The sequence below is a fragment of the Curtobacterium sp. ER1/6 genome, from assembly GCF_001742745.1.
GTDB classification, from domain to species: Bacteria; Actinomycetota; Actinomycetes; order Actinomycetales; family Microbacteriaceae; genus Curtobacterium; species Curtobacterium citri.
Map to the genome: position 1 here is coordinate 55,192 of NZ_MJAK01000006.1, position 26,964 is coordinate 82,155.

Annotated in this window: 24 protein-coding genes and 3 tRNA genes; 13 read left to right on the forward strand and 14 right to left on the reverse strand. The window is 70.7% G+C overall.

Annotation, left to right across the window (positions count from 1 at the left end; translation table 11 throughout):
* Nucleotides 1–5: 5 nt before the first annotated feature.
* From recF to Cus16_RS10690, 7 genes are all read left to right on the forward strand, one after another.
* The gene (recF, locus tag Cus16_RS10660; protein WP_069712645.1) at nucleotides 6–1,184 is read left to right on the forward strand and encodes a DNA replication/repair protein RecF; all 1,179 of its coding nucleotides are present in this window, start codon (nucleotides 6–8) and stop codon (nucleotides 1,182–1,184) included.
* Nucleotides 1,184–1,684, forward strand: coding sequence for a DUF721 domain-containing protein (locus Cus16_RS10665; protein ID WP_069712646.1), 501 nt, complete (start codon nucleotides 1,184–1,186; stop codon nucleotides 1,682–1,684). The genes recF and Cus16_RS10665 overlap by 1 nt, the downstream gene beginning before the upstream one ends.
* A gap of 133 nt (nucleotides 1,685–1,817) precedes the next feature.
* Nucleotides 1,818–3,827, forward strand: a complete 2,010-nt coding sequence (gene gyrB / locus Cus16_RS10670) for a DNA topoisomerase (ATP-hydrolyzing) subunit B (RefSeq protein ID WP_069712647.1) — start codon at nucleotides 1,818–1,820, stop codon at nucleotides 3,825–3,827.
* A 133-nt stretch (nucleotides 3,828–3,960) separates the two neighbouring features.
* The gene (gene gyrA / locus Cus16_RS10675; RefSeq protein WP_069712648.1) at nucleotides 3,961–6,618 is read left to right on the forward strand and encodes a DNA gyrase subunit A; all 2,658 of its coding nucleotides are present in this window, start codon (nucleotides 3,961–3,963) and stop codon (nucleotides 6,616–6,618) included.
* The gene (locus Cus16_RS10680; protein WP_069712649.1) at nucleotides 6,611–7,018 is read left to right on the forward strand and encodes a DUF3566 domain-containing protein; all 408 of its coding nucleotides are present in this window, start codon (nucleotides 6,611–6,613) and stop codon (nucleotides 7,016–7,018) included. The genes gyrA and Cus16_RS10680 overlap by 8 nt, the downstream gene beginning before the upstream one ends.
* A gap of 76 nt (nucleotides 7,019–7,094) precedes the next feature.
* A tRNA-Ile gene (locus Cus16_RS10685) sits at nucleotides 7,095–7,171 on the forward strand.
* Nucleotides 7,172–7,203: 32 nt separating this feature from the next.
* Nucleotides 7,204–7,276, forward strand: a tRNA-Ala gene (locus tag Cus16_RS10690).
* A 549-nt stretch (nucleotides 7,277–7,825) separates the two neighbouring features.
* Here Cus16_RS10690 and Cus16_RS10695 read toward each other — a convergent pair.
* The gene (locus tag Cus16_RS10695) at nucleotides 7,826–8,401 is read right to left on the reverse strand and encodes a hypothetical protein (protein WP_083263886.1); all 576 of its coding nucleotides are present in this window, start codon (nucleotides 8,399–8,401) and stop codon (nucleotides 7,826–7,828) included.
* Between the two features lie 117 nt (nucleotides 8,402–8,518).
* Between Cus16_RS10695 and Cus16_RS10700 the strand changes: the two genes are divergently transcribed.
* Both Cus16_RS10700 and Cus16_RS10705 read left to right on the forward strand, forming a co-directional pair.
* Nucleotides 8,519–9,058, forward strand: a complete 540-nt coding sequence (locus Cus16_RS10700; RefSeq protein WP_069712650.1) for a peptidylprolyl isomerase — start codon at nucleotides 8,519–8,521, stop codon at nucleotides 9,056–9,058.
* A 5-nt stretch (nucleotides 9,059–9,063) separates the two neighbouring features.
* Complete coding sequence (locus Cus16_RS10705; RefSeq protein ID WP_069712651.1) at nucleotides 9,064–9,930, forward strand: rhomboid family intramembrane serine protease; 867 nt, start codon at nucleotides 9,064–9,066, stop codon at nucleotides 9,928–9,930.
* A 337-nt stretch (nucleotides 9,931–10,267) separates the two neighbouring features.
* On the opposite strand, the gene Cus16_RS10710 is transcribed toward Cus16_RS10705, so the two are convergent.
* Entirely contained in the window at nucleotides 10,268–10,522 is a 255-nt protein-coding gene (locus Cus16_RS10710) for a cell division protein CrgA (protein WP_069712652.1), read from the reverse strand.
* 82 nt (nucleotides 10,523–10,604) lie between these two features.
* On the opposite strand from Cus16_RS10710, the gene Cus16_RS10715 reads away from it, so the two are divergent.
* Entirely contained in the window at nucleotides 10,605–11,249 is a 645-nt protein-coding gene (locus tag Cus16_RS10715; RefSeq protein ID WP_069712653.1) for an anthranilate synthase component II, read from the forward strand.
* A 171-nt stretch (nucleotides 11,250–11,420) separates the two neighbouring features.
* On the opposite strand, the gene pknB is transcribed toward Cus16_RS10715, so the two are convergent.
* The 7 genes from pknB to Cus16_RS10750 all read right to left on the reverse strand — a co-directional run bounded on the left by pknB (nucleotide 11,421) and on the right by Cus16_RS10750 (nucleotide 20,646).
* Nucleotides 11,421–13,256 carry a Stk1 family PASTA domain-containing Ser/Thr kinase gene (gene pknB, locus Cus16_RS10720; protein ID WP_223246588.1) on the reverse strand — a complete coding sequence of 612 codons (1,836 nt, stop codon included), beginning with the start codon at nucleotides 13,254–13,256 and terminating at the stop codon, nucleotides 11,421–11,423.
* Nucleotides 13,257–13,377: 121 nt separating this feature from the next.
* Nucleotides 13,378–15,150 (reverse strand): protein kinase domain-containing protein, encoded by a 1,773-nt coding sequence (locus Cus16_RS10725; RefSeq protein ID WP_069712655.1) that lies wholly within the window; start codon nucleotides 15,148–15,150, stop codon nucleotides 13,378–13,380.
* Nucleotides 15,147–16,601 carry a peptidoglycan D,D-transpeptidase FtsI family protein gene (locus Cus16_RS10730; RefSeq protein WP_069712656.1) on the reverse strand — a complete coding sequence of 485 codons (1,455 nt, stop codon included), beginning with the start codon at nucleotides 16,599–16,601 and terminating at the stop codon, nucleotides 15,147–15,149. The genes Cus16_RS10725 and Cus16_RS10730 overlap by 4 nt, the downstream gene beginning before the upstream one ends.
* Nucleotides 16,598–18,037 carry an FtsW/RodA/SpoVE family cell cycle protein gene (locus tag Cus16_RS10735; protein WP_069712657.1) on the reverse strand — a complete coding sequence of 480 codons (1,440 nt, stop codon included), beginning with the start codon at nucleotides 18,035–18,037 and terminating at the stop codon, nucleotides 16,598–16,600. The genes Cus16_RS10730 and Cus16_RS10735 overlap by 4 nt, the downstream gene beginning before the upstream one ends.
* Nucleotides 18,034–19,404 carry a Stp1/IreP family PP2C-type Ser/Thr phosphatase gene (locus Cus16_RS10740; RefSeq protein ID WP_069712658.1) on the reverse strand — a complete coding sequence of 457 codons (1,371 nt, stop codon included), beginning with the start codon at nucleotides 19,402–19,404 and terminating at the stop codon, nucleotides 18,034–18,036. The genes Cus16_RS10735 and Cus16_RS10740 overlap by 4 nt, the downstream gene beginning before the upstream one ends.
* Nucleotides 19,405–19,411: 7 nt before the next feature.
* A complete protein-coding gene (locus Cus16_RS10745; protein WP_069712659.1) occupies nucleotides 19,412–19,969 on the reverse strand; it encodes an FHA domain-containing protein in 558 nt (185 codons plus the stop codon).
* Entirely contained in the window at nucleotides 19,966–20,646 is a 681-nt protein-coding gene (locus Cus16_RS10750; RefSeq protein ID WP_069712660.1) for an FhaA domain-containing protein, read from the reverse strand. Before Cus16_RS10750 ends, Cus16_RS10745 begins: the two co-directional genes overlap by 4 nt.
* Nucleotides 20,647–20,756: 110 nt before the next feature.
* Here Cus16_RS10750 and Cus16_RS10755 point away from each other — a divergent pair.
* Nucleotides 20,757–20,843: transfer RNA gene (locus tag Cus16_RS10755), tRNA-Leu, on the forward strand.
* A gap of 240 nt (nucleotides 20,844–21,083) precedes the next feature.
* Nucleotides 21,084–22,079, forward strand: a complete 996-nt coding sequence (locus Cus16_RS16035; RefSeq protein ID WP_083263887.1) for a matrixin family metalloprotease — start codon at nucleotides 21,084–21,086, stop codon at nucleotides 22,077–22,079.
* Between the two features lie 7 nt (nucleotides 22,080–22,086).
* Here Cus16_RS16035 and Cus16_RS10765 read toward each other — a convergent pair whose 3' ends face one another.
* From Cus16_RS10765 to Cus16_RS10775, 3 genes are all read right to left on the reverse strand, one after another.
* Nucleotides 22,087–22,773, reverse strand: a complete 687-nt coding sequence (locus Cus16_RS10765; RefSeq protein ID WP_069712661.1) for a response regulator — start codon at nucleotides 22,771–22,773, stop codon at nucleotides 22,087–22,089.
* Complete coding sequence (locus Cus16_RS10770) at nucleotides 22,770–24,059, reverse strand: sensor histidine kinase (RefSeq protein ID WP_083263888.1); 1,290 nt, start codon at nucleotides 24,057–24,059, stop codon at nucleotides 22,770–22,772. The genes Cus16_RS10765 and Cus16_RS10770 overlap by 4 nt, the downstream gene beginning before the upstream one ends.
* Nucleotides 24,060–24,375: 316 nt before the next feature.
* Nucleotides 24,376–25,059 carry an SDR family NAD(P)-dependent oxidoreductase gene (locus Cus16_RS10775; protein WP_069712662.1) on the reverse strand — a complete coding sequence of 228 codons (684 nt, stop codon included), beginning with the start codon at nucleotides 25,057–25,059 and terminating at the stop codon, nucleotides 24,376–24,378.
* Between the two features lie 148 nt (nucleotides 25,060–25,207).
* Between Cus16_RS10775 and Cus16_RS10780 the strand changes: the two genes are divergently transcribed.
* Entirely contained in the window at nucleotides 25,208–26,089 is an 882-nt protein-coding gene (locus Cus16_RS10780; protein ID WP_069712663.1) for a manganese catalase family protein, read from the forward strand.
* A 98-nt stretch (nucleotides 26,090–26,187) separates the two neighbouring features.
* Here Cus16_RS10780 and Cus16_RS10785 read toward each other — a convergent pair whose 3' ends face one another.
* Together Cus16_RS10785 and Cus16_RS10790 are read right to left on the reverse strand one after the other, a co-directional pair.
* Nucleotides 26,188–26,502 (reverse strand): hypothetical protein, encoded by a 315-nt coding sequence (locus Cus16_RS10785; RefSeq protein WP_069712664.1) that lies wholly within the window; start codon nucleotides 26,500–26,502, stop codon nucleotides 26,188–26,190.
* Between the two features lie 11 nt (nucleotides 26,503–26,513).
* Nucleotides 26,514–26,954, reverse strand: a complete 441-nt coding sequence (locus Cus16_RS10790) for an Hsp20/alpha crystallin family protein (protein ID WP_069712665.1) — start codon at nucleotides 26,952–26,954, stop codon at nucleotides 26,514–26,516.
* Between the last annotated feature and the right edge of the window lie 10 nt (nucleotides 26,955–26,964).

Sequence of the window (26,964 nt, forward strand, 5' to 3'; positions counted from 1 at the left end):
CCCGCGTGCACGTCGACCACCTGCAACTCACCGACTTCCGGAACTACCGGGAGGCGGAGGTCGACCTCGCACGCGGGCCGAACCTGTTCGTCGGACGGAACGGGCAGGGCAAGACCAACCTGGTCGAGGCCATCGGCTACCTCTCCACCCTCGGGTCGCACCGCGTGCCGACGGACGCCGCCCTCGTCCGCCAGGGCTGCGACGCGGCGATCGTCCGCGCGCGCCTGGCGCACGAGGACCGCAGCATCCTCGCCGAGGTCCAGATCAACCGGACGGGCTCGAACCGCGCGCAGGTCAACCGCGCCGCGATCAAGCCCCGGGAACTCCCGCGGTACTGCACGAGCGTGCTCTTCGCGCCCGAGGACCTGGCACTCGTCCGCGGCGAACCGTCCGGACGCCGCCGCATGCTCGACGAGCTCCTCGGCCAGATCGCCCCGCGGATGCAGGGCGTGCTCGCCGACTACGACCGGACGCTCCGGCAGCGCAACACCCTGCTGAAGTCGGCCCGGGCCAGCGGTGCCCGCGCCGGCTCGCTCGCGACGCTCGACGTCTGGGACGACCGGCTCGTCGCGTTCGGCTCCGAGATCGTCGCGGCGCGCGACCACCTGACCCGACGGCTCGCCCCGTTCGTGACGGACGCCTACGCGACCGTGGCGGGCGAGCGGCACGAGGCCACGATCGCGGGCGTGCTGAGCATCCGCGGCGGCGACCCCGAGGACGCCGGCGCGACCGACCCGGTCCTCGGCACCCCGGAGGAGCCGGTGTCCGTGGCCGCCGCGGCGGAGGCGTTCCGCGCGGCGCTCGAGCGCCGTCGACGTGAGGAGCTGGACCGCGGCCTGACCCTCGTCGGGCCCCACCGGGACGACGTGCTCTTCGAGCTGAACGGGTTACCCGCCCGCGGCTACGCCAGTCACGGCGAGTCCTGGTCGTTCGCGCTCGCCGTGCAGCTCGCCAGCGCCGCGGTACTCCGCGCCGAGTCGACGCTCGGCGACCCGATCATCATCCTCGACGACGTCTTCGCCGAGCTCGACGAGTCGCGCCGGGAACGCCTCGCCGGCGCGGTCGCGGACTACGAGCAGGTCCTCATCACCGCGGCGGTGTTCGGCGACGTGCCCCCGCAGCTCGCGGCGCACACGGTCCGGATCGAGGCGGGCACGATCGTGACCGACGAGGTGGACGCCTGATGCCGAAGCCGTGGCGGCCGAGCGAGCCCGCACGGGTCTACCGACACCTGCGGGCGGTCCTCGGCGACCCGTCCCTGCGCACCGTCGACGCCCGACGCCGGCGCTCCCGCGAACTCGACGCCGACACCGTCCCCTACGGCTCCGGACGCGAACCGCGCGGACTCGGCGACGTCGTCGGTTCCCTCGCCCAGGAGCTCGGCTGGACGGAGCCGCTCGCCCGCTCCGAGCTGTTCGTCGACTGGCCCGCGGTGGTCGGTGAGGAGCTCGCGAAGCACTCCCGTCCGATGACGATCGACGACGGTGCGCTCGTGATCCGCTGCGACTCGACGGCCTGGGCGACGCAACTCCGGCTCATGCGTGCGACGGTCACGACGACGATCGCCGAACGGCACCCCGAGGCGGGTGTGCAGTCGATCCGAGTTTCCGGGCCGGACGTCCCCACCTGGAAACGCGGCCCCAGGACCGTCCAGGGGCGCGGTCCTCGCGACACCTACGGCTGACGAGACGAAATCGTCCTCGGGGACGAAGAACTCCCGTCCAGCGGCGGAATCAGCCCCGGGGGCGGGGGTCGCTGCGGTAGACTGGCGAGTGCAGTGTGCGGGCGTTCCGCGCGCAGGCAGGAGCAATCCCGACATGACATCAGAATCTGACGACGACCGGACGATCCCGCAGGACGAGACCGAGCAGGCCCCACCGACGGAACCATCGTACGGCGCAGACCAGATTCAGGTGCTGGAGGGGCTCGAGGCCGTCCGCAAGCGCCCCGGTATGTACATCGGTTCCACCGGGCCGCGCGGTCTCCACCACTTGGTGCAGGAGATCGTCGACAACTCCGTGGACGAGGCCCTCGCGGGCTACTGCGACACGATCGACGTCACGATCCGCGAGGACGGCGGCGTCCGCGTGGTCGACAACGGCCGCGGCATCCCCGTCGACGTGCACGCGGCCGAGGGCGTCTCGACGCTCCAGGTCGTGCTGACCGTCCTGCACGCGGGCGGCAAGTTCGGTGGCGGCGGCTACGCGGTCTCCGGCGGTCTGCACGGCGTCGGTTCCTCGGTCGTGAACGCCCTGAGCTCGGAGCTCGACGTCGAGGTCCGCCGGCAGGGCAGCGTCTGGCGCCAGAGCTACACTGACGGCGTCCCGGTCGCACCGGTCTCCCAGGACGAGGCGACCGACACCACCGGCACGACGATCACGTTCTGGCCGAACGCCGACATCTTCGAGACCGTCGAGTTCGACTACGAGACGCTCCGCACGCGCTTCCAGCAGATGGCCTTCCTCAACAAGGGCCTCCGCATCAACCTCACCGACGAGCGCACCCCGGACGAGGGCGAGGAGTCCCGTCGCGACTCCTTCCGCTACGAGCGCGGGCTCCCCGACTACGTCGAGTACCTCAACGCGCAGAAGAAGGCGGACCTCGTCCACCCGGACGTCATCGCGATCGAGGCCGAGGACACCGAGCGGAAGATCGCGCTCGAGCTCGCGATGCAGTGGAACACCTCGTACCAGGAGAGCGTCCACACCTTCGCGAACACGATCAACACGCACGAGGGCGGCACCCACGAGGAGGGCTTCCGCGCGGCGCTGACGAGCCTCGTCAACCGGTACGCACGCGAGACGAAGATCATCAAGGAGAAGGACGACAACCTCACGGGTGACGACATCCGCGAAGGGCTGACGGCCGTCATCTCCGTGAAGCTCGGCGAGCCGCAGTTCGAGGGCCAGACGAAGACGAAGCTCGGCAACACCGAGGCGAAGTCCTTCGTGCAGCGCGTCGTCGGCACCGAGCTCACCCACTGGTTCGAGAGCAACCCGGCGCAGGCGCGCGACGTCGTGCGGAAGGCGATCCAGGCCTCGCAGGCCCGCCTCGCCGCGCGCAAGGCCCGCGAGACCACCCGGCGCAAGGGTCTGCTCGAGTCGGGCGGCATGCCCGGCAAGCTCAAGGACTGCCAGTCGAAGGACCCGACGCTGTCGGAGATCTTCATGGTCGAGGGTGACTCCGCCGGCGGTTCCGCCGTGCAGGGCCGCAACCCGATGACGCAGGCGATCCTGCCGCTGCGCGGCAAGATCCTCAACGTCGAGAAGGCCCGCCTGGACCGCGCGCTCGCGAACCAGGAGATCCAGTCGATGATCACGGCGTTCGGCGCCGGCATCGGCGAGGACTTCGACCCGGACAAGGCCCGGTACCACAAGATCGTGCTCATGGCCGACGCGGACGTCGACGGCCAGCACATCACGACGCTGCTCCTGACACTGCTGTTCCGCTACATGCGGCCGCTCATCGAGCGCGGCTACGTGTACCTCGCACAGCCGCCGCTGTACCGCCTGAAGTGGTCGAACTCCGCGCACGAGTACGTCTTCAGCGACCGGGAGCGCGACGCCCTGATGGCGTCCGGCCTGGCGGCCGGCAAGCGCATCCCGAAGGACAACGGGATCCAGCGCTACAAGGGTCTCGGCGAGATGGACTACAAGGAGCTCTGGGACACCACGATGAACCCGGACACCCGCACGCTCCTGCAGGTCACCCTCGAGGACGCCGCCGCGGTCGACAGTGTCTTCGCGACCCTGATGGGTGAGGACGTCGAGTCGCGACGCCAGTTCATCCAGCAGAACGCGAAGGACGTCCGCTTCCTGGACATCTGACCCGGGTCCCCGTCTCGAGCCGGACGGGAGGCGCGGTGCCAGCCGCGCGTCCCGGTCCGGACCACCTGTGGTCGCGCCCACCGCGACGAACGTCACCACGGCCTCCAGGCCGTCAGAAAGGGAACGCAAGCCAATGGCTGACGAGAACGAGAACGGCGCCGACGAGCAGCCCGAGATCGTGCACGGCGACAGCGGGGACATCGTCGTCTCCGGCGACCGCATCTCGCAGGTCGACCTGCAGCTCGAGATGCAGCGGTCGTACCTCGACTACGCGATGTCCGTCATCGTCGGTCGTGCGCTGCCGGAGGTCCGCGACGGCCTGAAGCCGGTGCACCGGCGCGTGATCTACGCGATGTTCGACGGCGGCTACCGGCCGGACCGGGCGTTCTCGAAGTGCTCCCGCGTCGTCGGCGACGTCATGGGCCAGTTCCACCCGCACGGTGACAGCGCGATCTACGACGCGCTCGTCCGCCTCGTGCAGCCGTGGTCGCTCCGCTACCCGCTCGCGCTCGGCCAGGGCAACTTCGGTTCCCCGGGCAACGACGGCGCCGCGGCCCCGCGGTACACCGAGACCAAGATGGCGCCGCTCGCCATGGAGATGGTCCGGGACATCGACGAGGACACCGTCGACTTCCAGGACAACTACGACGGCCGCACCCAGGAGCCGGCGATCCTGCCGGCCCGCTTCCCGAACCTGCTCGTCAACGGGTCGGTCGGCATCGCGGTCGGCATGGCGACGAACATCCCGCCGCACAACCTCCGCGAGGTCGCCGAGGGCGCGCAGTGGGCGCTCGCCCACCCGGACGCGACGCGCGAGGAGCTCCTCGGCGCGCTCATGCAGCGCATCAAGGGCCCGGACTTCCCGACCGGGGCGCAGATCCTCGGGACGAAGGGCATCCAGGACGCCTACCGCACGGGCCGCGGCTCGATCACGATGCGTGCCGTCGTGAACGTCGAGGAGATCCAGGGCCGCACGTGCCTGGTCGTCACCGAGCTGCCGTACCAGGTCAACCCGGACAACCTCGCGATCCGCATCGCCGAGGGCGTGAAGGACGGCAAGCTCTCCGGCATCGCCGACATCCGCGACGAGACCTCGGGTCGCACCGGCCAGCGCCTCGTCATCGTGCTGAAGCGCGACGCCGTCGCCAAGGTCGTCCTGAACAACCTGTACAAGCACACGCAGCTGCAGGAGAACTTCGGCGCGAACATGCTCGCGATCGTCGACGGTGTGCCCCGCACGCTGGCGCTCGACGGGTTCATCTCCGCGTGGGTCGACCACCAGATCGACGTCATCGTCCGTCGTACCCAGTACCGGCTGCGCGAGGCCGAGAAGCGCGCGCACATCCTCCGCGGCTACCTGGCGGCGCTCGACGCCCTCGACGAGGTCATCGCACTCATCCGTCGCTCGCCCGACGTCGAAGAAGCGCGCACGGGTCTGATGGACCTGCTCTCGGTCGACGAGATCCAGGCCCGCGCGATCCTCGAGCTCCAGCTGCGCCGCCTGGCCGCGCTCGAGCGCCAGAAGATCCACGACGAGGCCGACGAGCTCGAGCGCAAGATCGCCGACTTCCAGGACATCCTGGGCTCCGAGACCCGGCAGCGCACGATCATCGGCGACGAACTCGCGGAGATCGTCGACCGCTTCGGCGACGACCGTCGCAGCGAGATCATGCTCGGCTACGACGGCGACATGTCGATCGAGGACCTCATCCCCGAGGAGGAGATGGTCGTCACCATCACCCGCGGCGGGTACGTCAAGCGCACGCGCAGCGACAACTACCGCTCGCAGCACCGCGGTGGACGTGGGGTCAAGGGCGCCCAGCTCCGAGCGGACGACATCGTCGAGCACTTCTTCGTCACGACGACGCACCACTGGCTGCTGTTCCTGACCGACCAGGGCCGCGTCTACCGGGCCAAGGCGTACGAGCTGCAGGAGGCGAGCCGTGACGCCAAGGGGCAGCACGTCGCCAACCTGCTCGCGATGCAGCCCGACGAGCAGATCCAGCAGGTGCTCGACATCCGCGACTACGAGGCCGCCCAGTACCTCGTCCTCGCGACCGAGCAGGGTCTCGTCAAGAAGACCGCGCTGACCGAGTACGACACGAACCGCACCGGCGGCATCATCGCGATCAACCTCCGCGAGGGCGACAAGCTCGTCCAGGCCCTGCTGGTCGACGAGACCGACGACCTGCTCCTCGTGTCGAAGCACGGCATGTCGCTCCGCTTCACCGCGACGAACGACACCCTGCGCCCGATGGGTCGGTCGACCTCCGGCGTGAAGGGCATGTCATTCCGCGGCGACGACGCGCTCCTCGCGGCCCGGGTGGTCTCGGACGACGGCTACGTCTGGGTGATGACCGAGGGCGGGTACGCCAAGCGCACCGCCGTCGAGCACTACCGGGTGCAGGGCCGCGGTGGTCTCGGCATCAAGGTCGCCAAGCTCGCGGCCGACCGGGGCGACCTCGTCGGCGCGCTCATCGTCGGCGCCGACGACGAGGTGCTCGTCGTGCTGCAATCGGGCAAGGTGGTAAGGTCCTCCGTGTCCGAGGTGCCCGCCAAGGGTCGCGACACGATGGGTGTGGTCTTCGCGAGGTTCGCGGAGAACGACCGGATCATCGCGGTGGCTCGGAACAGTGAGCGGAACCTGGACGACCAGGACGACGCCGAGATCGAGCCTGCGGGCCCGGTGGAGACGGTCAGCCCTGACGAAGCGGCCCCGGAACCCGCCGACCCCGCCGACACCGAGCCTGTCGAGGACGAGGCCGGAGAGGACCAGTCGAACAATGAGTAGTGTCGCCGAGAAGCTCCAGAAGAAGGCGAAGCGGCCCGTCGGCACCCGGCAGGTCCGTCTGCGGCTGGTGTACCTCGACTTCTGGTCGATGGTGAAGCTCAGCTTCCTCATCGCCCTCGCCGGGTCGATCGTGATCGTCGTCGCGACGGCACTGGTCTGGGTCATCCTCAACCAGACGGGCGTATTCACGCAGATCGACGCCCTGCTGCGAGACGTGACCGGGCAGAACAGTTACTCGATCATGGACCAGTTCTCCCTCGGGCAGGTCCTCGGGTTCTCCGTCGTGGTCGGCATCCTCAACGTGGTCGTCGGCACCGTGCTCGGCGCCATCGTGAGCGTGCTCTACAACCTCAGTGTGCGGATCACGGGCGGGCTGCTCGTGGGCTTCACGAACAACTGACACACCCGGCCGGGTGGGTTCCCACCGCTCGATTTCGTTCTGCGGGATCGTTGGGGTAGGCTTTCATCCGGTCTGAGGGGCTATAGCTCAGGCGGTTAGAGCGCTTCGCTGATAACGAAGAGGTCCAAGGTTCAAGTCCTTGTAGCCCCACCACTTCCCTCCGGGGCCGGTACGCTGGCCCGAACGGGGCCTTAGCTCAGTTGGTAGAGCGCCTGCTTTGCAAGCAGGATGTCGGGAGTTCGATTCTCCCAGGCTCCACTCCCGCAAGCCCCCGGGTGCCACTCCGTGGCCCCGGGGGCTTCGTCGTGCGCTCGCGCTGCGCCGCTCCGCGGTGGGCGCCCCGGGTTCCGCAATGACGGCATCTCGCGCGGCTGACGGGCTCTCCCTGGGACCCGGACGGCGACCGGGCGGCGTGTTCCGGGACCTCGAGGGGCGCACGCGGGCGCGTCTGTGATGCGGTGCGCCGGACGGGAGGCGCGTGGCGGGGGTGCACCGCGCCTCCCGTCCGACAGACGGTCACCCGTGCGCCGCGGGGGCCGGTCGGAGGTGGCGAGCGTCGTGCACCGCGCCGCACCTCGGCTCCCACGGAAGCCGGGCAGGCGAGCCTCGCGCCGTCGGTTGCCGAGCGGGCAGGACGTGCCGCGTGCGTGGCGCCGAGCGGGCGCGATCTGTCGGGGAGGGCTGCTGAGGGTGACAGGGGGTGCCCGTTCGCGGCGGGCGAGGGGTGCTGTGCGGCGGCGGGCAGGCCGGCGCGGGACGACGAAGGGCCCCGGCGCAGTGCCGGGGCCCTTCGATCGAACCGGGAGGTCAGGCGGCGGGCTTCTCCGCCGAGTCGGCGTCGTCGGCGACCCAGAGGTCGTCGTCGGCGCGGAGCGTCTGGTACGCGGCGTAGGCGGCACCGGCGACGGCGACCACGCCGACGACGATCAGGGCGACCCCGCCGAAGCCGAGCCCCTTCTTCTGCTGGCCGGGCGTGTACTTCGCCGCGACCTTGCCGGCCTTCTTGCCCTTCTTCTGGGCTTCCTTCACGATCTTCTTGACGCGCGGGTCCTTCGCCAGGTCCTTCACGCTCAGCACGGAGCCGGCGGTCGCGACGAGACCGGGGACGACCTCGGTCTGGAAGCGGTGCGAGGCGCTCTGTGCGGCCGACGTCGCGGCGTGCACGCCGGTGGCGACCGCGGGGCGGATGCCGTTGTCGATCGCGTTCTGGACACGCGGTGCGATGTCCTTGCGAGCTGCGTCTGCTGCGTGCGAGCGGGCCTCGGCGAGGATCGCGTTCGCGTGCTCGAGGACCTTGCGCTGCTCGCCGAGGAGCGAGGCGGTCTTGCCCTTGAGCTTCTTGATCTGCTTCCGACGCTTGCGCGGGATCTCGATCGTCGTCATCTGGTACCTCCATCGGAACGGCGTGACCCCCATCCTGCCACCGAGCACCCTGACAGGTCACGGATCGTCGGCTGTGTGATCCGTGTCACCGTCGGGAGTACATGCGAGAATCGACACATGTCTCTGCACACCGCTGTCGCAACGATCCACACGAACAAGGGCGACGTCCGCGTCAACCTGTTCGGCAACCACGCTCCGAAGACCGTCAAGAACTTCGTCGACCTCGCGACCGGCAAGCAGGAGTGGACGCACCCCGGCACGGGCAAGGTCTCGACCGACAAGCTCTACGACGGTGTCGTCTTCCACCGCATCATCAAGGACTTCATGATCCAGGGCGGCGACCCCCTGGGCCAGGGCATCGGTGGCCCGGGCTACCGCTTCGACGACGAGATCTCCCCGGAGCTCACGTTCCAGGAGCCCTACATCCTGGCGATGGCGAACGCCGGCATCCAGGGTGGTCGTGGCACGAACGGGTCGCAGTTCTTCATCACCACCGTGGCCACCCCGTGGCTGCAGGGCAAGCACACCATCTTCGGTGTGGTCGCCGACGACGAGTCCCGTGCGGTCGTCGACGCGATCGAGGGCGTGCCGACCGACGGTCGCGACAAGCCCGTCGACGACGTCGTCATCGAGAGCATCGACGTCGAGGACGTCTGAACTCGGTGACCGACCAGGGCTCCGACCGGGCGAACTACTGCTACCGGCACCCCGACCGGCAGAGCTTCATCCTCTGCCAGCGGTGCGGACGGACGATCTGCACCGAGTGCCAGACGCCGGCCGCCGTGGGTGTGCACTGCCCGGAGTGCGTGCGTGAGCAGCGGGCGCAGTTCCAGTCGAACCGTCGCGCGTCCGGCGCGCCGAGCAGCCTGACGGTCGCTCGGCGCCGGTTCGCCATGGTCGACCAGAAGGCGACCGTGGTGATCATCGCCGTCTCGGTCGTCATCTGGTTGGTGAACCTGCTCTCCGGCGGCCTCGTCAACCAGTGGCTGGCCTACTGGACCCCGCTGGTGGGGACGCAGCCGTGGCGGCTCGTCACCGGCCTGTTCGTGCACTCCTCGTTCCTGCACATCGCGTTCAACATGCTCGCGGTGTTCATCTTCGGGCGGATGCTCGAGAACCTGCTCGGCACGTGGCGCTTCCTGGCGCTGTACTTCCTGGCCGGGCTCGGTGGCGACCTCGCCGTCTCCCTGCTGACGCCAGGGACGCCGGTCGTCGGGGCCTCGGGTGCGATCTTCGGGCTGTTCGCGGCGTTCTTCGTGATCCAGCGGAGCCTCGGCAACAACGCCGTGCAGCTCCTGGTCATCATGGGCCTGAACCTGCTGCTCGGCTTCCTGCCCGGGGCGAACATCTCCTGGCAGGCGCACGTCGGCGGGATCGTCCTCGGGTTCGTCACAGGGTTCGTGTTCTCGAAGACCCGGAACATCCGGCAGCGCCGGCTGCAGATCGGCCTGCTCGTGGCCGAGGCGGTGGTGCTCGTCGCCGGCATCGGCGCCGCGTACCTCACCGTCGGTGGCTACGTGATCGGCTGACCGGCCGAACGACTCCTCGAACGCCCCGCTCCACCACTCGGTGGAGCGGGGCGTTCGTTCGTTCTCCACACCTCGCGCGCGAGTTCTCCACAACTGGGGAAAACTCGGTGAGTTACACCGGTGTGATTATCCCCACTGTGGACTCCGCTGTGGATAACTCCGGGGCTTGGATGTGGATGATCGTGTGGAATGTGTGGAGAACTGTGGACAAGCCGCCGTTCTGGTGTGGACGAGCGTGCATCAGTGACCGCGGCCCTGTGGAGAGCGCGATCGAGGCCGGAACGACGACGCCCGCCGTACCGAGGGGTACGACGGGCGTGTGGTGTCGGGAGCGGGGTCAGCGCCACCGAGTGGTCATGAGGAAGCCGACGAACATGATGCCGAAGCCGATGAGGATGTTCCAGGAACCGAGGGTCGGCACCGGCAGCGTCGTGTTCGAGATGTAGAAGACGATCACCCACGCGAGGCCGACGAGCATGAAGCCGAACATGACCGGCTTGAACCACACGGGGTTGGGCTGGTCACCCGCCGTGTCGACCGAGTCGGCTCGGGTCCTCCGGGCGGGCTTGGTGCGGTCCTTGTCCTTGGCCATGGCCGGTATCCTACCGTGACCGCGTGTGTGGGAAGACCCTCAGGAGCCTGCGCACATCCCCCACGAGTACGGTGATCCGACCATGACCAAGATCCTCGTCATCGACAACTACGACAGCTTCGTCTACACGCTGAACGGGTACGTGCAGCAGCTCGGCGCCGAGACCGACGTCGTGCGCAACGACGCCTTCGCCGAGGACGAGATCGCCGAGCGGATCGCCGACTACGACGGCGTGCTGCTCTCCCCGGGTCCCGGCACACCCGCAGACGCCGGGCTGTCGATCCCGACCGTGCACGCCGCGATGGCGGTGGAGAAGCCCCTGCTCGGGGTCTGCCTCGGGCACCAGGCCATCGCCGAGGCCCTCGGGGCGACGGTGACGCACGCCGAGGAGCTCATGCACGGCAAGACGTCGCAGGTCGACCACGACGACAGCGTGCTGTTCACGGGCGTGCCGCACCCCTTCACGGCGACCCGCTACCACTCGCTCGCGATCGTCGACGGCACCGTGCCCGACGAGCTCACCGTGACCGCCCGGACCGGCGGCGGCGTCATCATGGGCGTCGAGCACCGGGACCACCCGCTCTACGGGGTCCAGTTCCACCCCGAGTCGGTCTTGACCGAGGGCGGCTACCGCATGGTCGGCAACTGGCTCGAGACCACCGGCCTCGAGGGTGCCGCGGAGCGGGCGGCCGCGCTCAACCCGCTGATCGCCGAGCATCGCGCCTGAGCGCACCGACCGCCTGCGACGGCAGCGCGAGCGCAGCGCGACGATCGCGCGGGAGGCGCACGGCGGGGGACGGTACCGGCTGACCACGCCGGACCGGCGGGGCGGGCGCGAGCCGTGCCTCCCGGCCGGACCGAGCAGTCGGACCCGGTCGGTCGACCCCGGGCGCGCGGACTACTGCCCGTCGCCGCCCTGGTCGCCGCCACCCTGGCCGCCGCCACCCTGACCACTGTTGCCCTGGCCGCCGTCCTGCGCGGGCGCCGACGGCTGCTGCGAAGGCTGCCGCACCGGAGCGGCGCAGTAGGTGAGCACGACGGTGCTGCCCTGGGCGACGTCGCCCTCCGGGGCGCTCTGCTGCGTGACCGTGTTGCCCGTGCAGGTGTAGGTCGGGGACGCCTGCACGTCGAGCCCGAGGTTCGCGAGCGTCGTGTTCGCCGCCGAGATCGGCTGCTGCGTGACGTTCGGCAGCCGGACCTTGCCGTTCGACACCGTCAGGTTGACGACGGAGCCCTTCTCGAGCTGCGTGCTGCTCGCCGGGTCGGTGCTCATGACCGTGCCCTCCGGCACGTCCGGTGAGTAGTCGGAGTTGATCGCGCCGACCTCGAAGCCGGCAGCCTCCAGAGCCTGCTGGGCAGCGTCCTGGCTCTGCTTCGACACGTCGGGTACGGCGACCTGCTCCGGTCCGAGCGACACCACCACCCGGATGCTCTGGTTGCGGGCCACGTTGGTGCCGGAGCCGGGCTCCGTGCGGATCACGGTGTCCTTCGCGACGTCGTCGGAGTTCTCACCGACCTCCACGGCGCCCAGGTCGCGCTTCTCGAGCTCGCCGCGCGCGGAGTCCCACGTTGCGCCGACGACGTTCGGCACCGACACCGACGACGACACCGGGGCCTTGCCCGGCTGGAGATTGGCGACGAAGAAGACGACACCGGCGATGACCGCGGCGGTGAGGATGATGCCGAGCCAGATCCACGCGACCGGCGGACGGTTCTGCGTACGCTGCGGACGGTGTTCCGCGGTGTCGTCGTCGAGCTCGCGGAAGGCGACGGCCGGGTTCGACGTCGTGCGCGGGTTGACGCCGAACAGCATGGTCGAGGCGTCGTGCGCGGCGTTCTGCTGGAGCGTGCGCGTCGAGACGGGGACCCGACCGGCGGCGGCTTGCTGCAGGTCGGTCCGGAACTCGGCGGCGTTCTGGAACCGCCGGGTGCGGTCCTTCACCATGGCGTGCAGCGTCACGGCGTCGAGTGCCGGCGACACGTCCGGCGAGAGGGTCGACGGGGCGACCGGCTGCTCGCTGACGTGCTGGTAGGCGACGGCGACCGGCGAGTCGCCGGTGAACGGCGGTCGGCCGGTCAGGAGCTCGAAGAGCACCACGCCCGTGGAGTAGAGGTCCGTCCGGGCGTCGACGGTCTCGCCGCGCGCCTGCTCCGGGGAGAAGTACGACGCGGTGCCGAGGATCGACGTCGTCTGCGCGACCGTGGCAGAGGTGTCGGTGATCGCCCGCGCGATGCCGAAGTCCATGACCTTGACCTGGCCGCTGTGCGTCACCATGACGTTCGCGGGCTTGATGTCGCGGTGCACGACGCCGGCGCGGTGCGAGTACTCGAGCGCGGTGAGGATGCCCTCGGTGATGCGGACCGCCTCGGCCGGGGCGAGCGGACCGTCCTCGAGGACGTCGGACAGCGCGCGGCCGTCGACGTGCTCCATGACGATGTAGGGAACCTGCACCTCGGCGCCGGAGGGCTCGGTGACCGTCTCCTCGCCGGCGTCGTAGACGCGGACGATGGTCGGGTGCGCCATGCGGGCCGCGGCCTGTGCCTCCTGCCGGAAGCGGATCCGGAAGGCGGGGTCGTTCGCCAGGCTCGGCTTGAGGAGCTTGACGGCGACCTTGCGTCCGAGCCGGGTGTCCGTGCCCACGTGCACCGTCGCCATGCCGCCGCGACCGATGACGTCACCGATCTCGTAGCGGTTCGCGAGGAGCGTGATCCCCGCGGTCACACCTTCAGGCACGTACTCCTCCGAATGTCCGTCCGAGTCAGTGTACGGCAGCCCTCTCTGGTGGGAGGCTGACCACGGGGGCCGCCGACGAACCGTTACACAACGGTGTCGACAGCCCCCGTTCGGGTGACGGTCAGTTGGGGTCCTGCGGCGTGCCGCTGCTCGGGTTCGTGCCGTCGGACGGGTCCTGCGTCGGTTCGGCCGAGGCCTCCCACGTCGCGGTCGCCGAATCGGAGTTCTCCGAGGCGGCCAGCGTGCCGACGGACTGGCTCGTGCAGGTCACGTTGTAGGCGAAGACGACCTGGTCGCCCGCCGCGTCTGCCTGGATCGTGACCGCGGTCGACGAGGTGTCGCCGGAGGTGGCGCCCGAGGCGTCCTTGCCGTTCGACACGGTCCACGTGTACTTCGACACGGAGTAGCCGTCCGGGCACGTCGCCGCCGACCAGCTGAAGGTGACCTGACCGGTCTCCGACACGGTGCCGGCGTTCGGGGTGTTCGGCTTGTTGGCCGTCGGCGGGGTCGTGTACTGCGTGATCGTGACGAGTGCGCCCTTGGTCACGCTCCCCGTCGGGGTGAGGTCGGCCACCGTGTTCGCCTGGTCGGCGGCCGGTGCCGGGCTGCCGTCCTGCACGGTCACCTCGAAGCCGAGGTCGCGGAGCGCCGATGCGGCGTCGTCGGTGGCGCGGCCGACGTAGTCGCTCTTGTTCAGGAACAGGCGCGTTGCCGTGGGCGTGGCGCTCGGCGTCTGGCTCGGTGGCGGGGTGGTCCGGGTGGGCGCCGGCCGGGACGACGAGGCACTCGGGTCGGGCTGGCTCGAACCACCGAGAGCGAGGGCCGCGACGACCCCACCGATGACGAGGAGGGCGACGATGCCGACGACCCACCAGATCCAGGCGCGCTTCTTCCGCGGTTCCTCGTCCTCGGGCCCGACGGGCGACCCCGGGGTGCCGGGGGGACCACCGACCGCGCCACCGGCCTGCGTGCCGATGAGCGCCGTCGCGGCGTCGTTGCCCGCGCCCTGCGGCGGGTTGAACGCGACCGTGCCGTCGCCGCCGATCGCGGGGACCGCCACGGTGGCCGCCGCGACGTCGCCACGGCGCAGGGCCTGGGCCGCGCGGGCGAGGTTGGCCGCGGTGGCGGGCCGGTCGGCCGGCTTCTTCGCGATGCAGGAGAGCACGAGCGCGGACACCGGCTCGGGCACGTCGCCGGGCAGCGCGGGCGGCTGCTCGTTGATGTGCGCCATCGCGATCGCGACCTGCGACTCCCCGGTGAAGGGGCGACGCCCGGCCAGCGCTTCGTACGCGACGATGCCGAGCGAGTAGATGTCCGTGGAGGGCGAGGCCGGGTGCCCGCTGGCCTGCTCGGGCGACAGGTACTGCACCGTGCCCATGACCTGGCCGGTCGCGGTGAGCGGCACCTGGTCGGCGATGCGGGCGATGCCGAAGTCGGTGATCTTGACGCGGCCGTCCGGCGTGATGAGGAGGTTGCCCGGCTTGATGTCGCGGTGAACCAGGCCGACCGCGTGCGCGGCCTGCAGCGCGTTCGCGGTCTGCGCGACGATGTCGAGCACCTTGTCGACCGGCAGCGTGTGCTCCCGCTCGATCATGGTCGACAGTGCCTCGCCCGGGACGAGCTCCATCACGAGGTAGGCGCTGCCGTCCTCCTCGCCGTAGTCGAAGACGTTGGCGATGCCCTCGTGGTTGACGAGGGCGGCGTGCCGGGCCTCGGCGCGGAAGCGCTCGAGGAAGCCCGGGTCACCGAGGTACTCGTCCTTCAGGATCTTGAGTGCGACGGTCCGGCCGATGACGAGGTCGGTCGCCTGCCACACCTCACCCATGCCGCCGATCGCGACCCGGGAGGAGAGCTGGTACCGCCCACCGAAGGTGAGTCCGCTGGTGGGTCTCATTTGTTCAGCACCGCCTCCATGACCTTCTTCGCGACCGGAGCCGCGACCGTGTTGCCGACGCCGGACTGCCCGAGCCCGCCGCCGTTCCCGACGACGACCGCGACGGCCACCTCGGGGTTCTTCGCCGGGGCGAACCCCGTGAACCAGAGCGTGTACGGGTCACCCGTACCGCCTTCCGCCGTCCCGGTCTTCCCGGCGACGTCGACACCGTCGATCCTGGCATTCGTGCCGGTCCCGCTGCTGACGACGCTCTGCATCGCCTCGGTCAGGTCGGCTGCCTCGGAGCCGGACAGCGGATCGCTGTACTGCTTCGGCGAGAACGACTGGACGGTCTTCAGGTCGCTGGTCGTGACCGAGTCGACGAGCGTCGGCTGCATGACCTTGCCACCGTTGGCGATCCCCGCCGAGATCATCGCCATCTGCAGCGGTGAGACACGGACGCTGGCCTGGCCGAAGGCGCTCAGCATGAGCTGGGCGGTCGAGTCGACGTCAGGGTACTGGCTCGCGGTCGCGCGCATCGGGACCTCGATCGCGTCACCGAAGCCGTACTCGTCCGCGACGGACTTGATGGCGTCGTAGCCGAGCTTCTGGCCGAGCTCCGCGAAGGGGATGTTGCACGAGTTCTGGATCGCCGTGCGCAGCTTGACCGTGTCGCCACCGCCGCAGGAGCCGCCCTCGGCGTTGTTGATGTACGACGAGGTGCCCGGCAGCTGCAGGCGCGAGGGGTTCGGGAACTCGGAGTCGAGGTCGTACTTGCCGTCCTTGAGGGCCGCGGACGCCACGATGAGCTTGAAGACCGATCCCGGCGTGTACAGGTCGCCGCCGATCGCGCGGTTCTGCAGCGGCGTCGGGGTCTGCTGGAGCAGGGCGTCGTACTGTGCCTTGACCTCGGCGGTGTCGTGCGAGGTGAGCGCGTTCGGGTCGTAGTCGGGCTTCGACACCATCGCGAGGATCTTCCCCGTCGACGGCTCGATGGCGACGACCGCGCCCGTGTTCGTGCCGAGCGCGTCGTACGCCGCCCGCTGCACGTCGGGGTCGATCGTCAGGTTGACGTTGTCGCCCTGGACGTCCTGTCCGGTGAGGATGGCGTTGAGGTTCTGGAAGAACGACGCGTCCGAGTTGCCGGAGAGCACGGCGTTCTCGGCGCTCTCGATGCCGGCGTTGCCCTGACCGATCGTGAAGTACCCGGTGACGGCCGAGTACAGCCCGCCGTTCGTGTACTTGCGCTGGTACTGGTACTGGTCGTCCGAGGGGGTCGACTCGGCGATCGGGCTGCCGTCGACCAGGATCGCGCCGCGCTTGGTCGAGTAGCTGTCGAGGATCGTGCGCGAGTTCCGCGAGTCGGCGCGCAGCGAGTCGGCAGCGAAGAACTGGATGGACGTGGTCGACACGAAGAGCGCGACGAACATGAGCACGATGACGGTCGAGACGCCGCGGAGCTGTCGGTTCACCGGGTGCGCTCCTTCCTGGACGATCCGCGACCGCGAGCGGCGGCCGGGATCGCGCCCTGCTGGACGCGTTGTTCGGCGGGGATCGCGTCGGTGAGGCGCAGCAGCATCGCGGCGATGATCCAGTTGGCGATGAGCGACGATCCACCCGCGGCCATGAACGGCGTCGTGAGGCCCGTGACCGGGATGATCCGGGTGATGCCGCCGACGACGACGAAGACCTGCAGCGCGATGATGAAGCCGAAGCCCACGCCGAGGAGCTTGCCGAAGTCGTCCTGCGCCATGAACGCGACGCGCAGGCCCCGGGATGCCAGGACGATGAACAGCGCGAGGATCGCGAAGACGCCGATGAGCCCGAGCTCCTCGCCGAGCGACGCGACGATGTAGTCCGCGTTGGCGACCGGGGTGATGTACGGGCGCCCCTGCCCGAGGCCGGTCCCGGTGATGCCGCCGTTGGCGAAGCCGAACAGGCCCTGGACCAGCTGGTAGCTGCCCTGGGTCTGCCGGTCGAAGATCGTCTGGTCGAACGGGTCGAGCCACTGCTCGAACCGGCCACGCACGTACACGAGGACCGACTGCGCGACGAGGGCACCGCCGACGAAGAGACCGAGGCCGATCACGACCCAGCCGAGCCGGGCCGTGGCGACGTAGATCATCACCAGGAAGAGCCCGAAGTAGAGCAGCGCCGTGCCGAGGTCGCGCTGGAACACGAGGACGGCCATCGCGGCGGCCCACATGACGAGGATCGGGCCGAGGTCGCGCGCTCGGGGGAACGTCATCCCGGCGAACTTCTTGCCGACGATCGACAGTGAGTCGCGCGCGGTCACGAGGTACCCGGCGAAGAACAGCGCCATGGTGATCTTCGCGAGCTCGCCCGGCTGGAACGAGAAGGGGCCGATCCGGATCCAGACGCGCGCACCGCCGACGTTCGACCCGATGCCCGGCAGCATCGGCAGGAGGAGCAGCGCGATGGTGGCGGCCATGAAGATGTAGCGGTACCGCTGCAGGAACCGGTGGTTCCGCACGGCCAGGAGCGTGATGGTCGCCAGGACCATGGCGAGCATCGTCCAGACGATCTGCTTGACGCCGATCGCGTCCCAGCCGGTCAGGCCGTTGTGCACGTCGATGCGGTAGATCTCGGCGATGCCGATGCCGTTGAGCACGAGCGCGATCGGCAGGACGAACGGGTCCGCGTTCTTGGCGACGACCCGGAGCACCACGTGCATGACGAGCGCGAGTCCGAGGATGCCGCCGCCGACCCACAGCACGCCGGTGTCGAACAGGCGTCCCTTGGTGCCGAGCTGCACGAGCACCATCGCACCGGCGCAGATGCCGCAGGCGATGACGAGCAGCACGAGCTCGAGGTTCCGGGCGCGGGCGGGCTCACGCAGCTTGATCGTGATCGCCTGCGTGAACGACTGCGCGATCGCGGCGCTCACCGGCGGGCTCCCGGCGACGCCGACGGCGAGGCGCTGCCCGACGGCGCGGCGGAGCGGGACGGCGTCGGCGTGGGTGACGACGATCCGCCGTCCCCACCGGTGCCGGCCTGGTCCTGCCCGGTCTCGGCGGCCTTGCGCAGGCGGTCGACGATGTCGCGCGCGTCCGACAGGGACTGCGCGTTGATCGTCGAGCGGACGTTCTCCCGCGTGTAGTCGGGCAGCGACGAGACGGTGACGTCGGTGTCCTCGTACACGTCGGAGAGGGCGATCGGGCCGATCGACTGCTGCACGCCGCGGTAGATCGCGACGGTGCCGCGGTCGGTCCCGACGTAGTAGTGCGCCTGGGTGATCCGCCAGCCGAGCCAGACCGCACCGACGAGGGCGGCGACGGCGACCACGAGGGCGATCGTCCACGCGATCCGGCGACGGATCCGACGCCGGCGGTCCTCGGCGATGAGCTCGGCGAAGAACTGGTCGGACTCCGGCTCGAAGTGCGAGTCCTCGGGGGCGGTGGAGACCTTGAGCGGGTGGAGCAGGATCGTGGGGAGGCGGATCGGCTTGCGGCCGGTCGACGCCTCGAACGTGAGCGGAGCGGCCGCGGACCCGACGGTCGTCGCGGCGTCGTCGTCGTCCTCGGGCTCGGAGTCGGTGACGTCCATCACGACGACGGTGACGTTGTCCGGGGCGCCGTGGTCGAGCGTCTCCTTGACGAGTCGCTGCGTCACCTGGTTGGCGTCCATCGTGGACGCCAGCGCGTGCCGGATCCGCTCCTCGGCCAGGTACGACGACAGACCGTCCGAGCAGAGCAGCCAGCGGTCACCGGTCTGGATGTCCATGACGGCCGTGTCGACCTCGGGCGCGGCGTCGACGTCGCCGAGCACGCGCATGAGCACCGACCGGCGCGGGTGCACGGCCGCCTCCTCCGGCGTGATCCGGCCGCTGTCGACCAGCCGCTGGACGAACGTGTGGTCCGACGTGATCTGCTGCAGCTCGCCGTCGCGCATCCGGTAGATGCGCGAGTCGCCGATGTGGGCGATGGCGATCTGCTCGCCGACGCGGATGAGGGCGGACACCGTGGTGCCCATGCCGGTGAGCTCCTGGTGCTCGAAGACCGTCTCGGTGACGAGCTGGTTCGCGGCGATGAGCGCGGACTGCAGAGCGAACTCGGCGTCGTGCGCGGAGGGGAACTCGCGGTCGACCTCGCGGATCCGGCGGATGGCGATCGCCGAGGCGACGTCGCCACCGGCGTGCCCGCCCATGCCGTCGGCGACGGCGAACAGGTGCGTGCCGGCGTACCCGGAGTCCTGGTTGTTGGCACGGATGCGCCCCACGTGGGACACAGCGGCGCTCAGCGTGCGAGCCGTCATGTCCCGGTTACCGCCGCAGCTCGAACGTCGTCGTCCCGATCGTGATCGGCGTCCGTTCCGCGACGTGCACGGGAGCGGTCACCTTCTGACCGTCGACGAACGTGCCGTTCGTGGACTCGAGGTCGGACAGGACCCAGCCGTCGGCCCGGAGGTCGAGGCGGGCGTGGTTGGTCGAGGTGTAGTCGTCACGGATGACGACGTTCGACTCGCTGGAGCGCCCGATGGTGATGGGGCCGCCGCCGAGGGGCATCTCCAGGCCCTCGCGCGAGCCCTCGGTGATGACGAGCCGCGTGGGCGTGCCCGTGGTGGACGGACGCTGCTGTCCGCCGGCGGGCTGGCCGATGATCTCGGTGAACGCACCCGCCCCGGCGGGAGCCGCGGCGGCCGCTGCCGGCACCGTCGGGGTCGTCGGACCGGACGCGCCGGCCTTCGGATCGGTCGGGACGGTGCGGACGCGTTGGCCGAACAGGTCGCTCCGCAGCGCGAAGACGATCACGAAGACGAACAGCCACAGCACCGCGAGGAAGGCGAAGCGCAGGACGAGCAGGGTCAGGCCTGTGGTCATCGAGCACCTCCGTCGCTCTCGGGGATCACCCGGAACACCATACGGGTACGACCGATCTCGATGGTCGAGTCCGGCTCGACGATGGCCTGCTCGAAGCGCTCCCCGTCGAGCTTCGACCCGTTCGTGGACCCGAGGTCGTTCGCCTGGGCGTGCTTGCCGTCCCAGATGACCTCGACGTGCTTCCGGCTCGTCCCGGTGTCCGCCACGGTGATGTCGGCGTCGGTCCCGCGCCCGATCACGGTGCGGCCGCGTCGGAGCCGGTGGCGCTGGGATCCGATGTCGAGCACGGCGACCCAGGCGACGTCGCGCTGCACGGTCGAGGCGTCGATCTCGAGGAGACCGGTCGAGAGCGTGCCGTCCTGCTGCAGCCGGATCGAGACCGGGCCGGAGAACGAGTAGTTCTGCGCGACGGCGTGCTGCTGCACCATCTGCGTCAGTTCGTCGATGAGCGGCTGGCCGACGTCGTGCATGCGCGAGTGGTCCGGCGGGGCGAGCCGCACGGTGAACTCGTTGGGCACGAGGATCCGCTCGCGGGAGACCACGGCCGCCTTCGTGTCGAGCTCGCGGCGCAGGGCGCTCGAGATCTCCACGGGCTGCACGCCGGAGCGGAAGGTCTTCGCGAACGCGCCGTTCACGGCGCGCTCCAACCCACGCTCGAAGCTGTCCAAGAGGCCCATGTGTCTTCCCGGTCGTCGGTCAGGGACCCCTGCATGGTAGTGGCTGGCGCTCCTGCTCGTCTGTGCGTGGTCACGGGCACCGTCCGCCGCGTGCTAGTGTTGCCGGGCTGGCGCGAGTGGCGGAATTGGTAGACGCGCACGGTTCAGGTCCGTGTGCTGGAAACGGCGTGGGGGTTCAAGTCCCCCCTCGCGCACCAGGTGGGGAACGGCCCCCGGGAGGAATCCCGGGGGCCGTTCCGCGTTCCCGCGCGGTCGTCACGACCCGCGGGACCCGGCCTGGAGGCTCGCCCCGCCCCCGTCTCGTCGGTCACCCGGTCGGTCGGCGACACCCGGACGGGGCATCCCGGGTCGGGGGGTTGACCGTCCCGCGGAGCGTTGCGCACACTGATCGGCGTCGCTCCGGGTCCGTCCGGTGCTCGTGCCCCAGGAGGCCCATCGTGCGGACGCCGTCCGTGATCGCTGCCGCGGTCGCCCTCTCGACCGTGCTCGTCGCGATCGTGTCCACGTCCGTCGGGGTCGCGCCCGCCGAGGCCGCGTCGACGTGCAGCGGTGACCGCATCACCGTCCGCGACCTCGGCCGCGGGTGCGCCGTCGAGCGCGGCACGGTCACGCTGCCGGACGGCCGCCGCTTCGTGGTGCCGTCGCCCGGCACGACCGTGTCGGCGCTCCCGGTCGCGGCCGCGGGCGCGGTCGACCCCGGGGACGTGTCGATCACGAACACGGGCCGCTCGGGCGTCGCGGTGGCGGTCGAGGGCGAGTGGTCTGGTGCGCCGGCGGCGATCCGCAAGGTCCGGAGCCTGCACGAGGGGCTGACCGGTGGTGGCACGACCGCGCACCCGATGGCGGCGACCGCGACGAAGCCCGCTCCCGCGTCGAGCTGCACGAACCGGACGTACGCGCTGCTCGGGTACCGGTGGACGACGCCCGTCCGCTGGTCGTCGAACCCGTCCGGGGCCCGGGCGACGGACGCCGCGGCGCTCAGGGCGGCCGCGAACGCCTGGACCGGGACCCTGAAGACCTGCGGTCGGACGATCACCTCCGGTGCCGCGAACACCTACCTCGGCACGACCACGCAGGCCCCGGCCGTCACGGCGAACGGCGGCTGCGGTTCGCCGAGCGGTGCGAGCGTCACCGGGTGGGGCTCGCTGCGCTCGGGCACCCTCGCCACCACGTGCGTGTGGTCGCGTTCCGGCGTCGCGGTCGAGATGGACCAGCGGTACACGACCTCGTACGCGTGGTCGTCGTCGGCGACGTGCTCCGGGGCGCGGTTCGACCTGCGCGGCGTCGCGACGCACGAGTGGGGGCACGCCTACGGGCTCGGCCACACGGCGCAGGCGTCCGGACTCGTCATGAAGCCCGCGTCGTCGCAGTGCGACCTGGCGCAGCGCACCCTCGGGCTCGGCGACGCCCTGGGGATCGACGCCGCGAGCTGACCCGGCGTCAGGCGGGAGCCGGTCCGTCCTCGCGGGCGCCCGCGAGCCCGTGGTCGTGCGCGTAGACGACGAGCTGCACCCGGTCGCGCAGCGCGAGCTTGCCGAGGATGCTCGAGATCTGCGTCTTCACGGTGGACTCGGTGACGAACTCCCGGGCGGCGATCTCCGCGTTGGAGAGCCCTCGGGAGGCCCACCCGAACACGATGCGCTCCCGGTCCGTCAGCGTCTGGAAGGCCTCGGGCTGCGGGGCCGGTGCGCGGTCGACGTCCGCGCCGAACAGCTGCGACAGGTCGTTCGGCGCGATCACCGAGCTGCCCTCGTGGACGGCCCGCACCGCCGCGAACAGGAAGGGCGGGGTGGTGTCCTTGAGCAGGAAGCCGCTCGCGCCGAGGCGGATCGCGGTCGCCGCGGCCGGGTCCAGCCCGAACGTCGTGAGCACCACCACGCGGGGGAGCGGTCCCTCGACCTCGCCGGAGAAGAGCCGACGCACGGTCTCCACCCCGTCGACGCCCGCCATCCGCATGTCGAGCAGGACCACGTCGGGGTGGAGCTCGCGGACGCGGTCGAGTGCCTCGGCGCCGTCGGAGGCCTCGCCGACCACCTCCATGTCGGGCTGTGCGTCGAGCACGACGCGCAGCCCGGCGCGGAAGAGCGCCTGGTCGTCGGTGAGCAGGATGCGGATCGGGTCGGTCATCGTGTCGTCCCCCCTCGGACGTCGAACGGGATGCGGGCGCGCGCGACGAACACGGCGTCCAGCACGGCGGCGTCGAAGGACCCGCCGATCGTGGTCAGTCGGGTCTGCATGCCGGTCAGGCCGCGCCCGGAACCGCGGGTGCCGGCGACCGTCGGCTGCTCGCCGGTGACGGGGCGCGCGGCGAGCTCCTCGAGTCCGAGCTCGCCGCCGACGGGCAGGGCAGCGGTCGGCACGGCGTTCTCCACCTCGAGCACGAGGTCGGCCGAGCGCCAGGTCTCGCGGACCTCGACGGAGCCGCCGGGCACCCCGTGGCGCAGCGCGTTCGTGAGCATCTCCTGCAGGACCCGTCGTGCCGCCGTGCCGTGCACCGCACCGAGCGGTCGGGCGACACCGCGGACGGCGTGGTCGACATCGACACCGGCCTCGCGGATGCCGCGGACGATCTCGTCGAACGACGTCGGGTCCGCTGCGGCCTCGGACCCGTCGATGTGCCCGAGCACCTGCCGGACCTCGACGAGGGAGCTGCGGGCGGTGCTCGCGATGGTGGCGCTGACCTCGCGGATGCGGGCCTCGTCGTCGAGGAACGGCACCGAGTCGGCCTGGGCGATGATGACCGCGAGCGAGTGCCCCACGACGTCGTGGACGTCACGGGCGATGTCGGCGCGGATGCGTTCAGCCTCGGCCTCGTCGACCGCGCGGGTGGCGACGGCCTCGGCCCGGTTGGCCACGGCCTCGGCGCGGCTCGCGGCCGCCTCGGCCTCGGCACGCCGTGCGGCCTCGGCGACCTGCGAGCGGACGGCCCGCCCGGCGAGTCCGCCGGCCCACACGGAGAGCAGGACGAGCGACGGGGCCGCGAGGACGAGGGCGACCTGATCGCTCGGCCCGTTCAGCAGCAGCGCGTAGCGGTAACCGGTCGAGGAGAGGTACATGGATGCCGAGACCCCGGCGACCACGGCGAGCATGCCGGCGACCACAGCCTCGGTCCGGGTGCCGAGGACGGCGGCGGTGCCGATGACCACGGCGATCGCGAGGTCGACGAGGGAGGGGCGCTCACCGCCCGTGACCTGCACGGCCCCGAGGACGACCGTCATCACCATCGCGCCGCTCGGCGTCAGGCGGCGCAGGGCGATCGCGGCGCACGCGGCGACGACCGCGAGCAGGCTCGCGCGCTCGAGCTCGAGCTCGATCGGCGCGGTGAAGAGCAGCGCGGCGAGTGCGGCCCAGACGAGGTCGGCGACGATCGACCGGATCCGCATCGGCCGGAGGAACGTGCGCCGGTCCGTCACGGCTCGATCATCGCACGACGGCCGCGCGGCCACCGGCTCACGGGACGGGCGACATCGCGACGAGCGCGACGGCGGTCACCACGACGATGGCGGCGCAGGTGGCGAGGGTGGCGATCACGTGCTTGGTCGAACTCTCCATGCCACCGAGCCTCGCCGATCACCCGGTAGCGGGGCATCGGGCGGAGGGACGAAGGCCGTCGTCCTGCAGGACGAAGCGAGCACGGCTCGTGACCTGCCACGCATCGGACGGGAGGCCCGTGGCGGCCGCACCGCGCGCCTCCCGTCCGGCACGGCGTCCAGTCAGATCGGTGCCCCGTCAGATCGTGAGCTGCCCGAGCACGCGGTGCGCGATCGACACGGATTCGCCGCTCACCGCGGACCGCGGTGAGGCGAGGAACGCGACCAGGTCCGCGATCTGCTGTGGGCTGGACTCCCCGCCGGCGCCCCGCTGCACCTCGGCAGCGGGCTCGTCCGTCACGGAGCCGGGGTTCACGACGTTGACGGCGACGCCCGTGCCGGCCACCTGGTCGGCGAGGTTCTTCGCGATGATGCTCGTCGCCGCGTTCCGGAGCGACGTCGTGACGTTCCCGGCCAGGTAGGCGTTCTGCCCGCTGATCACGACCACGCGTCCGGACCCGGCCGCGCGCTGGTGCGGCAGCACCGCGTTCGCGACCCGCAGGAAGCCGAGCGCCTTGCCGTCGATCGCCGCCGCGACCTGCTCCGGGTCCGACGCGCGCTCGGGGTCCAGGGTGCCGGCCGCCGGCGCCGCGGTCACGACGAGGACGTCGATGCGGCCGTGCTGCTCGAGCACCCGGGCGACGGCCGCGTCGACCGACTCCTGCAAGGCGGTGTCCATCGCGACGGCGTCGTCGCCGTCCGCGCTCCGCGAGGCGACCACGACCCGCGCGCCCTCCCGACGGAGGGTCTCGGCGACGACGGCGCCGATGTACCCCCGTCCGCCGACGACGAGGGCGACACGGTCACGCAGTTCGAGGTCCATGCCGCACACCGTAGGCCGATCCGGAACCGGCGGTCCGCGCGATCCGGCCACCGATCCCGCGCGATCCGTCCAGCCCGGACGGGCACCCAGACGGCCGCGCGGACCGTCGGACTCGACGACCCGACCGCCAACGAAGCAGGAGAACGCGTTGTACTTCCACAAGCAGGAACTCCAGTTCAAGTCGACCCCGGACAAGCCGGACGCCGTGTACGCACGCAAGCTGCAGGAGGTGCTCGGCGGTCAGTACGGCGAGATCTCCGTCGCGATGCAGTACCAGTTCCAGGCGTGGAACATGCACATGCCCGGCAAGTACCGCGACATGGTCTTCGGCATCGGTGCCGAGGAGATGGGCCACGTCGAGATGCTCGCGACGATGATCGCGCAGCTGCTCGAGAAGAGCCCCCTCGGCATCACGGAGGACGCCGTGCAGGACGACCCGACGGTCGCCGCGGTCGTCGGGGGCACCGACATCCAGCAGGGCATCGTCGCCGGCGCGGGCGCGCGCCCTGTCGACAGCAACGGCAACCCCTGGCAGGGCAGCTACATCACCGCGAGCGGCAACCTGCTCGCCGACTTCACGGCGAACGCCAACGCCGAGATGCAGGGCCGCGTGCAGGTCGCTCGGCTCTACCACATGACCGACGACCACGGCGTGCGGGACCTGCTCTCGTTCCTCCTCGCCCGCGACACGATGCACCAGAACATGTGGGCAACGGCCGCGGCCGAGCTGCGTGAGAAGGGGATCGAGGACTTCCCCGTCCCGAACAAGTTCCCGCAGGCGAAGGAGCACACGGAGTTCAGCTACCAGTACCTGAACTTCTCGGACGGGAAGCAGGCCGGTGACGGCCCGTGGGCGAGCGGTCCGTCGTTCGACGGCAAGGGCGAGTACTCGTACCACGACGGCCCCACCTCGTCGGTGCCGATGCCGCCGCCCACGCACCCGGACGTGCGGTTCTACGGCACGACCGAGCTGCCGAACGTCGTCGAGAAGACGGCCGGCCTGGTGCAGGACAAGCTCAACAAGGAGTGACGGTCATCCGGGTCGCCTGACAGGATCGTCCGGCGCGACCCGACGACGGACGGGAGGCCCGGTGCGAGCGTGCACCGGGCCTCCCGTCCGTCAGGTGGTCACTGCTCCGCGCCCACGGTCACCAGGGCGGCCGTGTCGTCGTGCGCGACCGGTCGCGGCGGCTCGAAGATGCCGGACCAGAGGCGCGTCGCGCTCCACAGCGCGATGAGCGCGACCGTCCCGCCCACGGCGGCGAGCCACGGCACGACCGGGATCCCCGACCAGGCGTCCGGCGCGACGAGCCAGGTGAGGAAGCTGCCCGTCGTGCTGCCGGCCGCGCCGAGGAGGACCGCGGTCCGGCGGTCGAGGCTCGTCACGACGAGGGCCGCCGTGACGACCGCGACGGCGAGGAGCGCGTTGATGAACGTCGTCACCGCGCCCCCGCCTACTGCTCGGCGGTGCCGACCGCGAGCTGCTGGGCGCCGCCACCGGTGGTGACGTCGATCCGGCGGGGCTTCGCCGACTCCTTGACCGGGATCGTCACGCTCAGCACGCCGTTGTCGTAGGCGGCGGTGATGCGTGCGGTGTCGAGGTGGTCGCCGAGCGTCAGCTGCCGGACGAACGTGCCGGGCTGGCGTTCGCGGGTGAGCCACTGCGAGCCCTCCGGAGCACCGAGGGTGCGCTCCGCCCGGATGGTGAGCACGGAACCGTCGACGTCCACGTCGACCGAGCCCGGGTCGATGCCCGGCAGGTCGACGTCGAGGACGTAGTGGTCACCCGTGCGGTACAGGTCCATCGGCATGGAGCGCGGAGCACCGGCTCCGGCCCCGAGCAGGGAGCCGGCGAGTCGGTCGAGCTCGCGGAACGGGTCGAACTGCATCGTCATCGAGATCAAC

Bases quoted from the DNA above. Each gene is read 5' to 3' on its own strand.
- Cus16_RS10750 (WP_069712660.1), bottom strand. From the start codon at position 20,646: ATGGGCCTCTTGGACAGCTTCGAGCGTGGGTTGGAGCGCGCCGTGAAC.
- Cus16_RS10700 (WP_069712650.1), top strand. From the start codon at position 8,519: ATGTCTCTGCACACCGCTGTCGCAACGATCCACACGAACAAGGGCGAC.
- Cus16_RS10725 (WP_069712655.1), bottom strand. From the start codon at position 15,150: ATGAGACCCACCAGCGGACTCACCTTCGGTGGGCGGTACCAGCTCTCC.
- Cus16_RS10665 (WP_069712646.1), top strand. From the start codon at position 1,184: ATGCCGAAGCCGTGGCGGCCGAGCGAGCCCGCACGGGTCTACCGACAC.
- Cus16_RS10775 (WP_069712662.1), bottom strand. From the start codon at position 25,059: ATGGACCTCGAACTGCGTGACCGTGTCGCCCTCGTCGTCGGCGGACGG.
- Cus16_RS10715 (WP_069712653.1), top strand. From the start codon at position 10,605: ATGACCAAGATCCTCGTCATCGACAACTACGACAGCTTCGTCTACACG.
- Cus16_RS10710 (WP_069712652.1), bottom strand. From the start codon at position 10,522: ATGGCCAAGGACAAGGACCGCACCAAGCCCGCCCGGAGGACCCGAGCC.
- Cus16_RS10745 (WP_069712659.1), bottom strand. From the start codon at position 19,969: ATGACCACAGGCCTGACCCTGCTCGTCCTGCGCTTCGCCTTCCTCGCG.
- Cus16_RS10740 (WP_069712658.1), bottom strand. From the start codon at position 19,404: ATGACGGCTCGCACGCTGAGCGCCGCTGTGTCCCACGTGGGGCGCATC.
- Cus16_RS10680 (WP_069712649.1), top strand. From the start codon at position 6,611: ATGAGTAGTGTCGCCGAGAAGCTCCAGAAGAAGGCGAAGCGGCCCGTC.
- Cus16_RS10765 (WP_069712661.1), bottom strand. From the start codon at position 22,773: ATGACCGACCCGATCCGCATCCTGCTCACCGACGACCAGGCGCTCTTC.
- gyrB (WP_069712647.1), top strand. From the start codon at position 1,818: ATGACATCAGAATCTGACGACGACCGGACGATCCCGCAGGACGAGACC.
- Cus16_RS10790 (WP_069712665.1), bottom strand. From the start codon at position 26,954: ATGACGATGCAGTTCGACCCGTTCCGCGAGCTCGACCGACTCGCCGGC.
- gyrA (WP_069712648.1), top strand. From the start codon at position 3,961: ATGGCTGACGAGAACGAGAACGGCGCCGACGAGCAGCCCGAGATCGTG.
- Cus16_RS10695 (WP_083263886.1), bottom strand. From the start codon at position 8,401: ATGACGACGATCGAGATCCCGCGCAAGCGTCGGAAGCAGATCAAGAAG.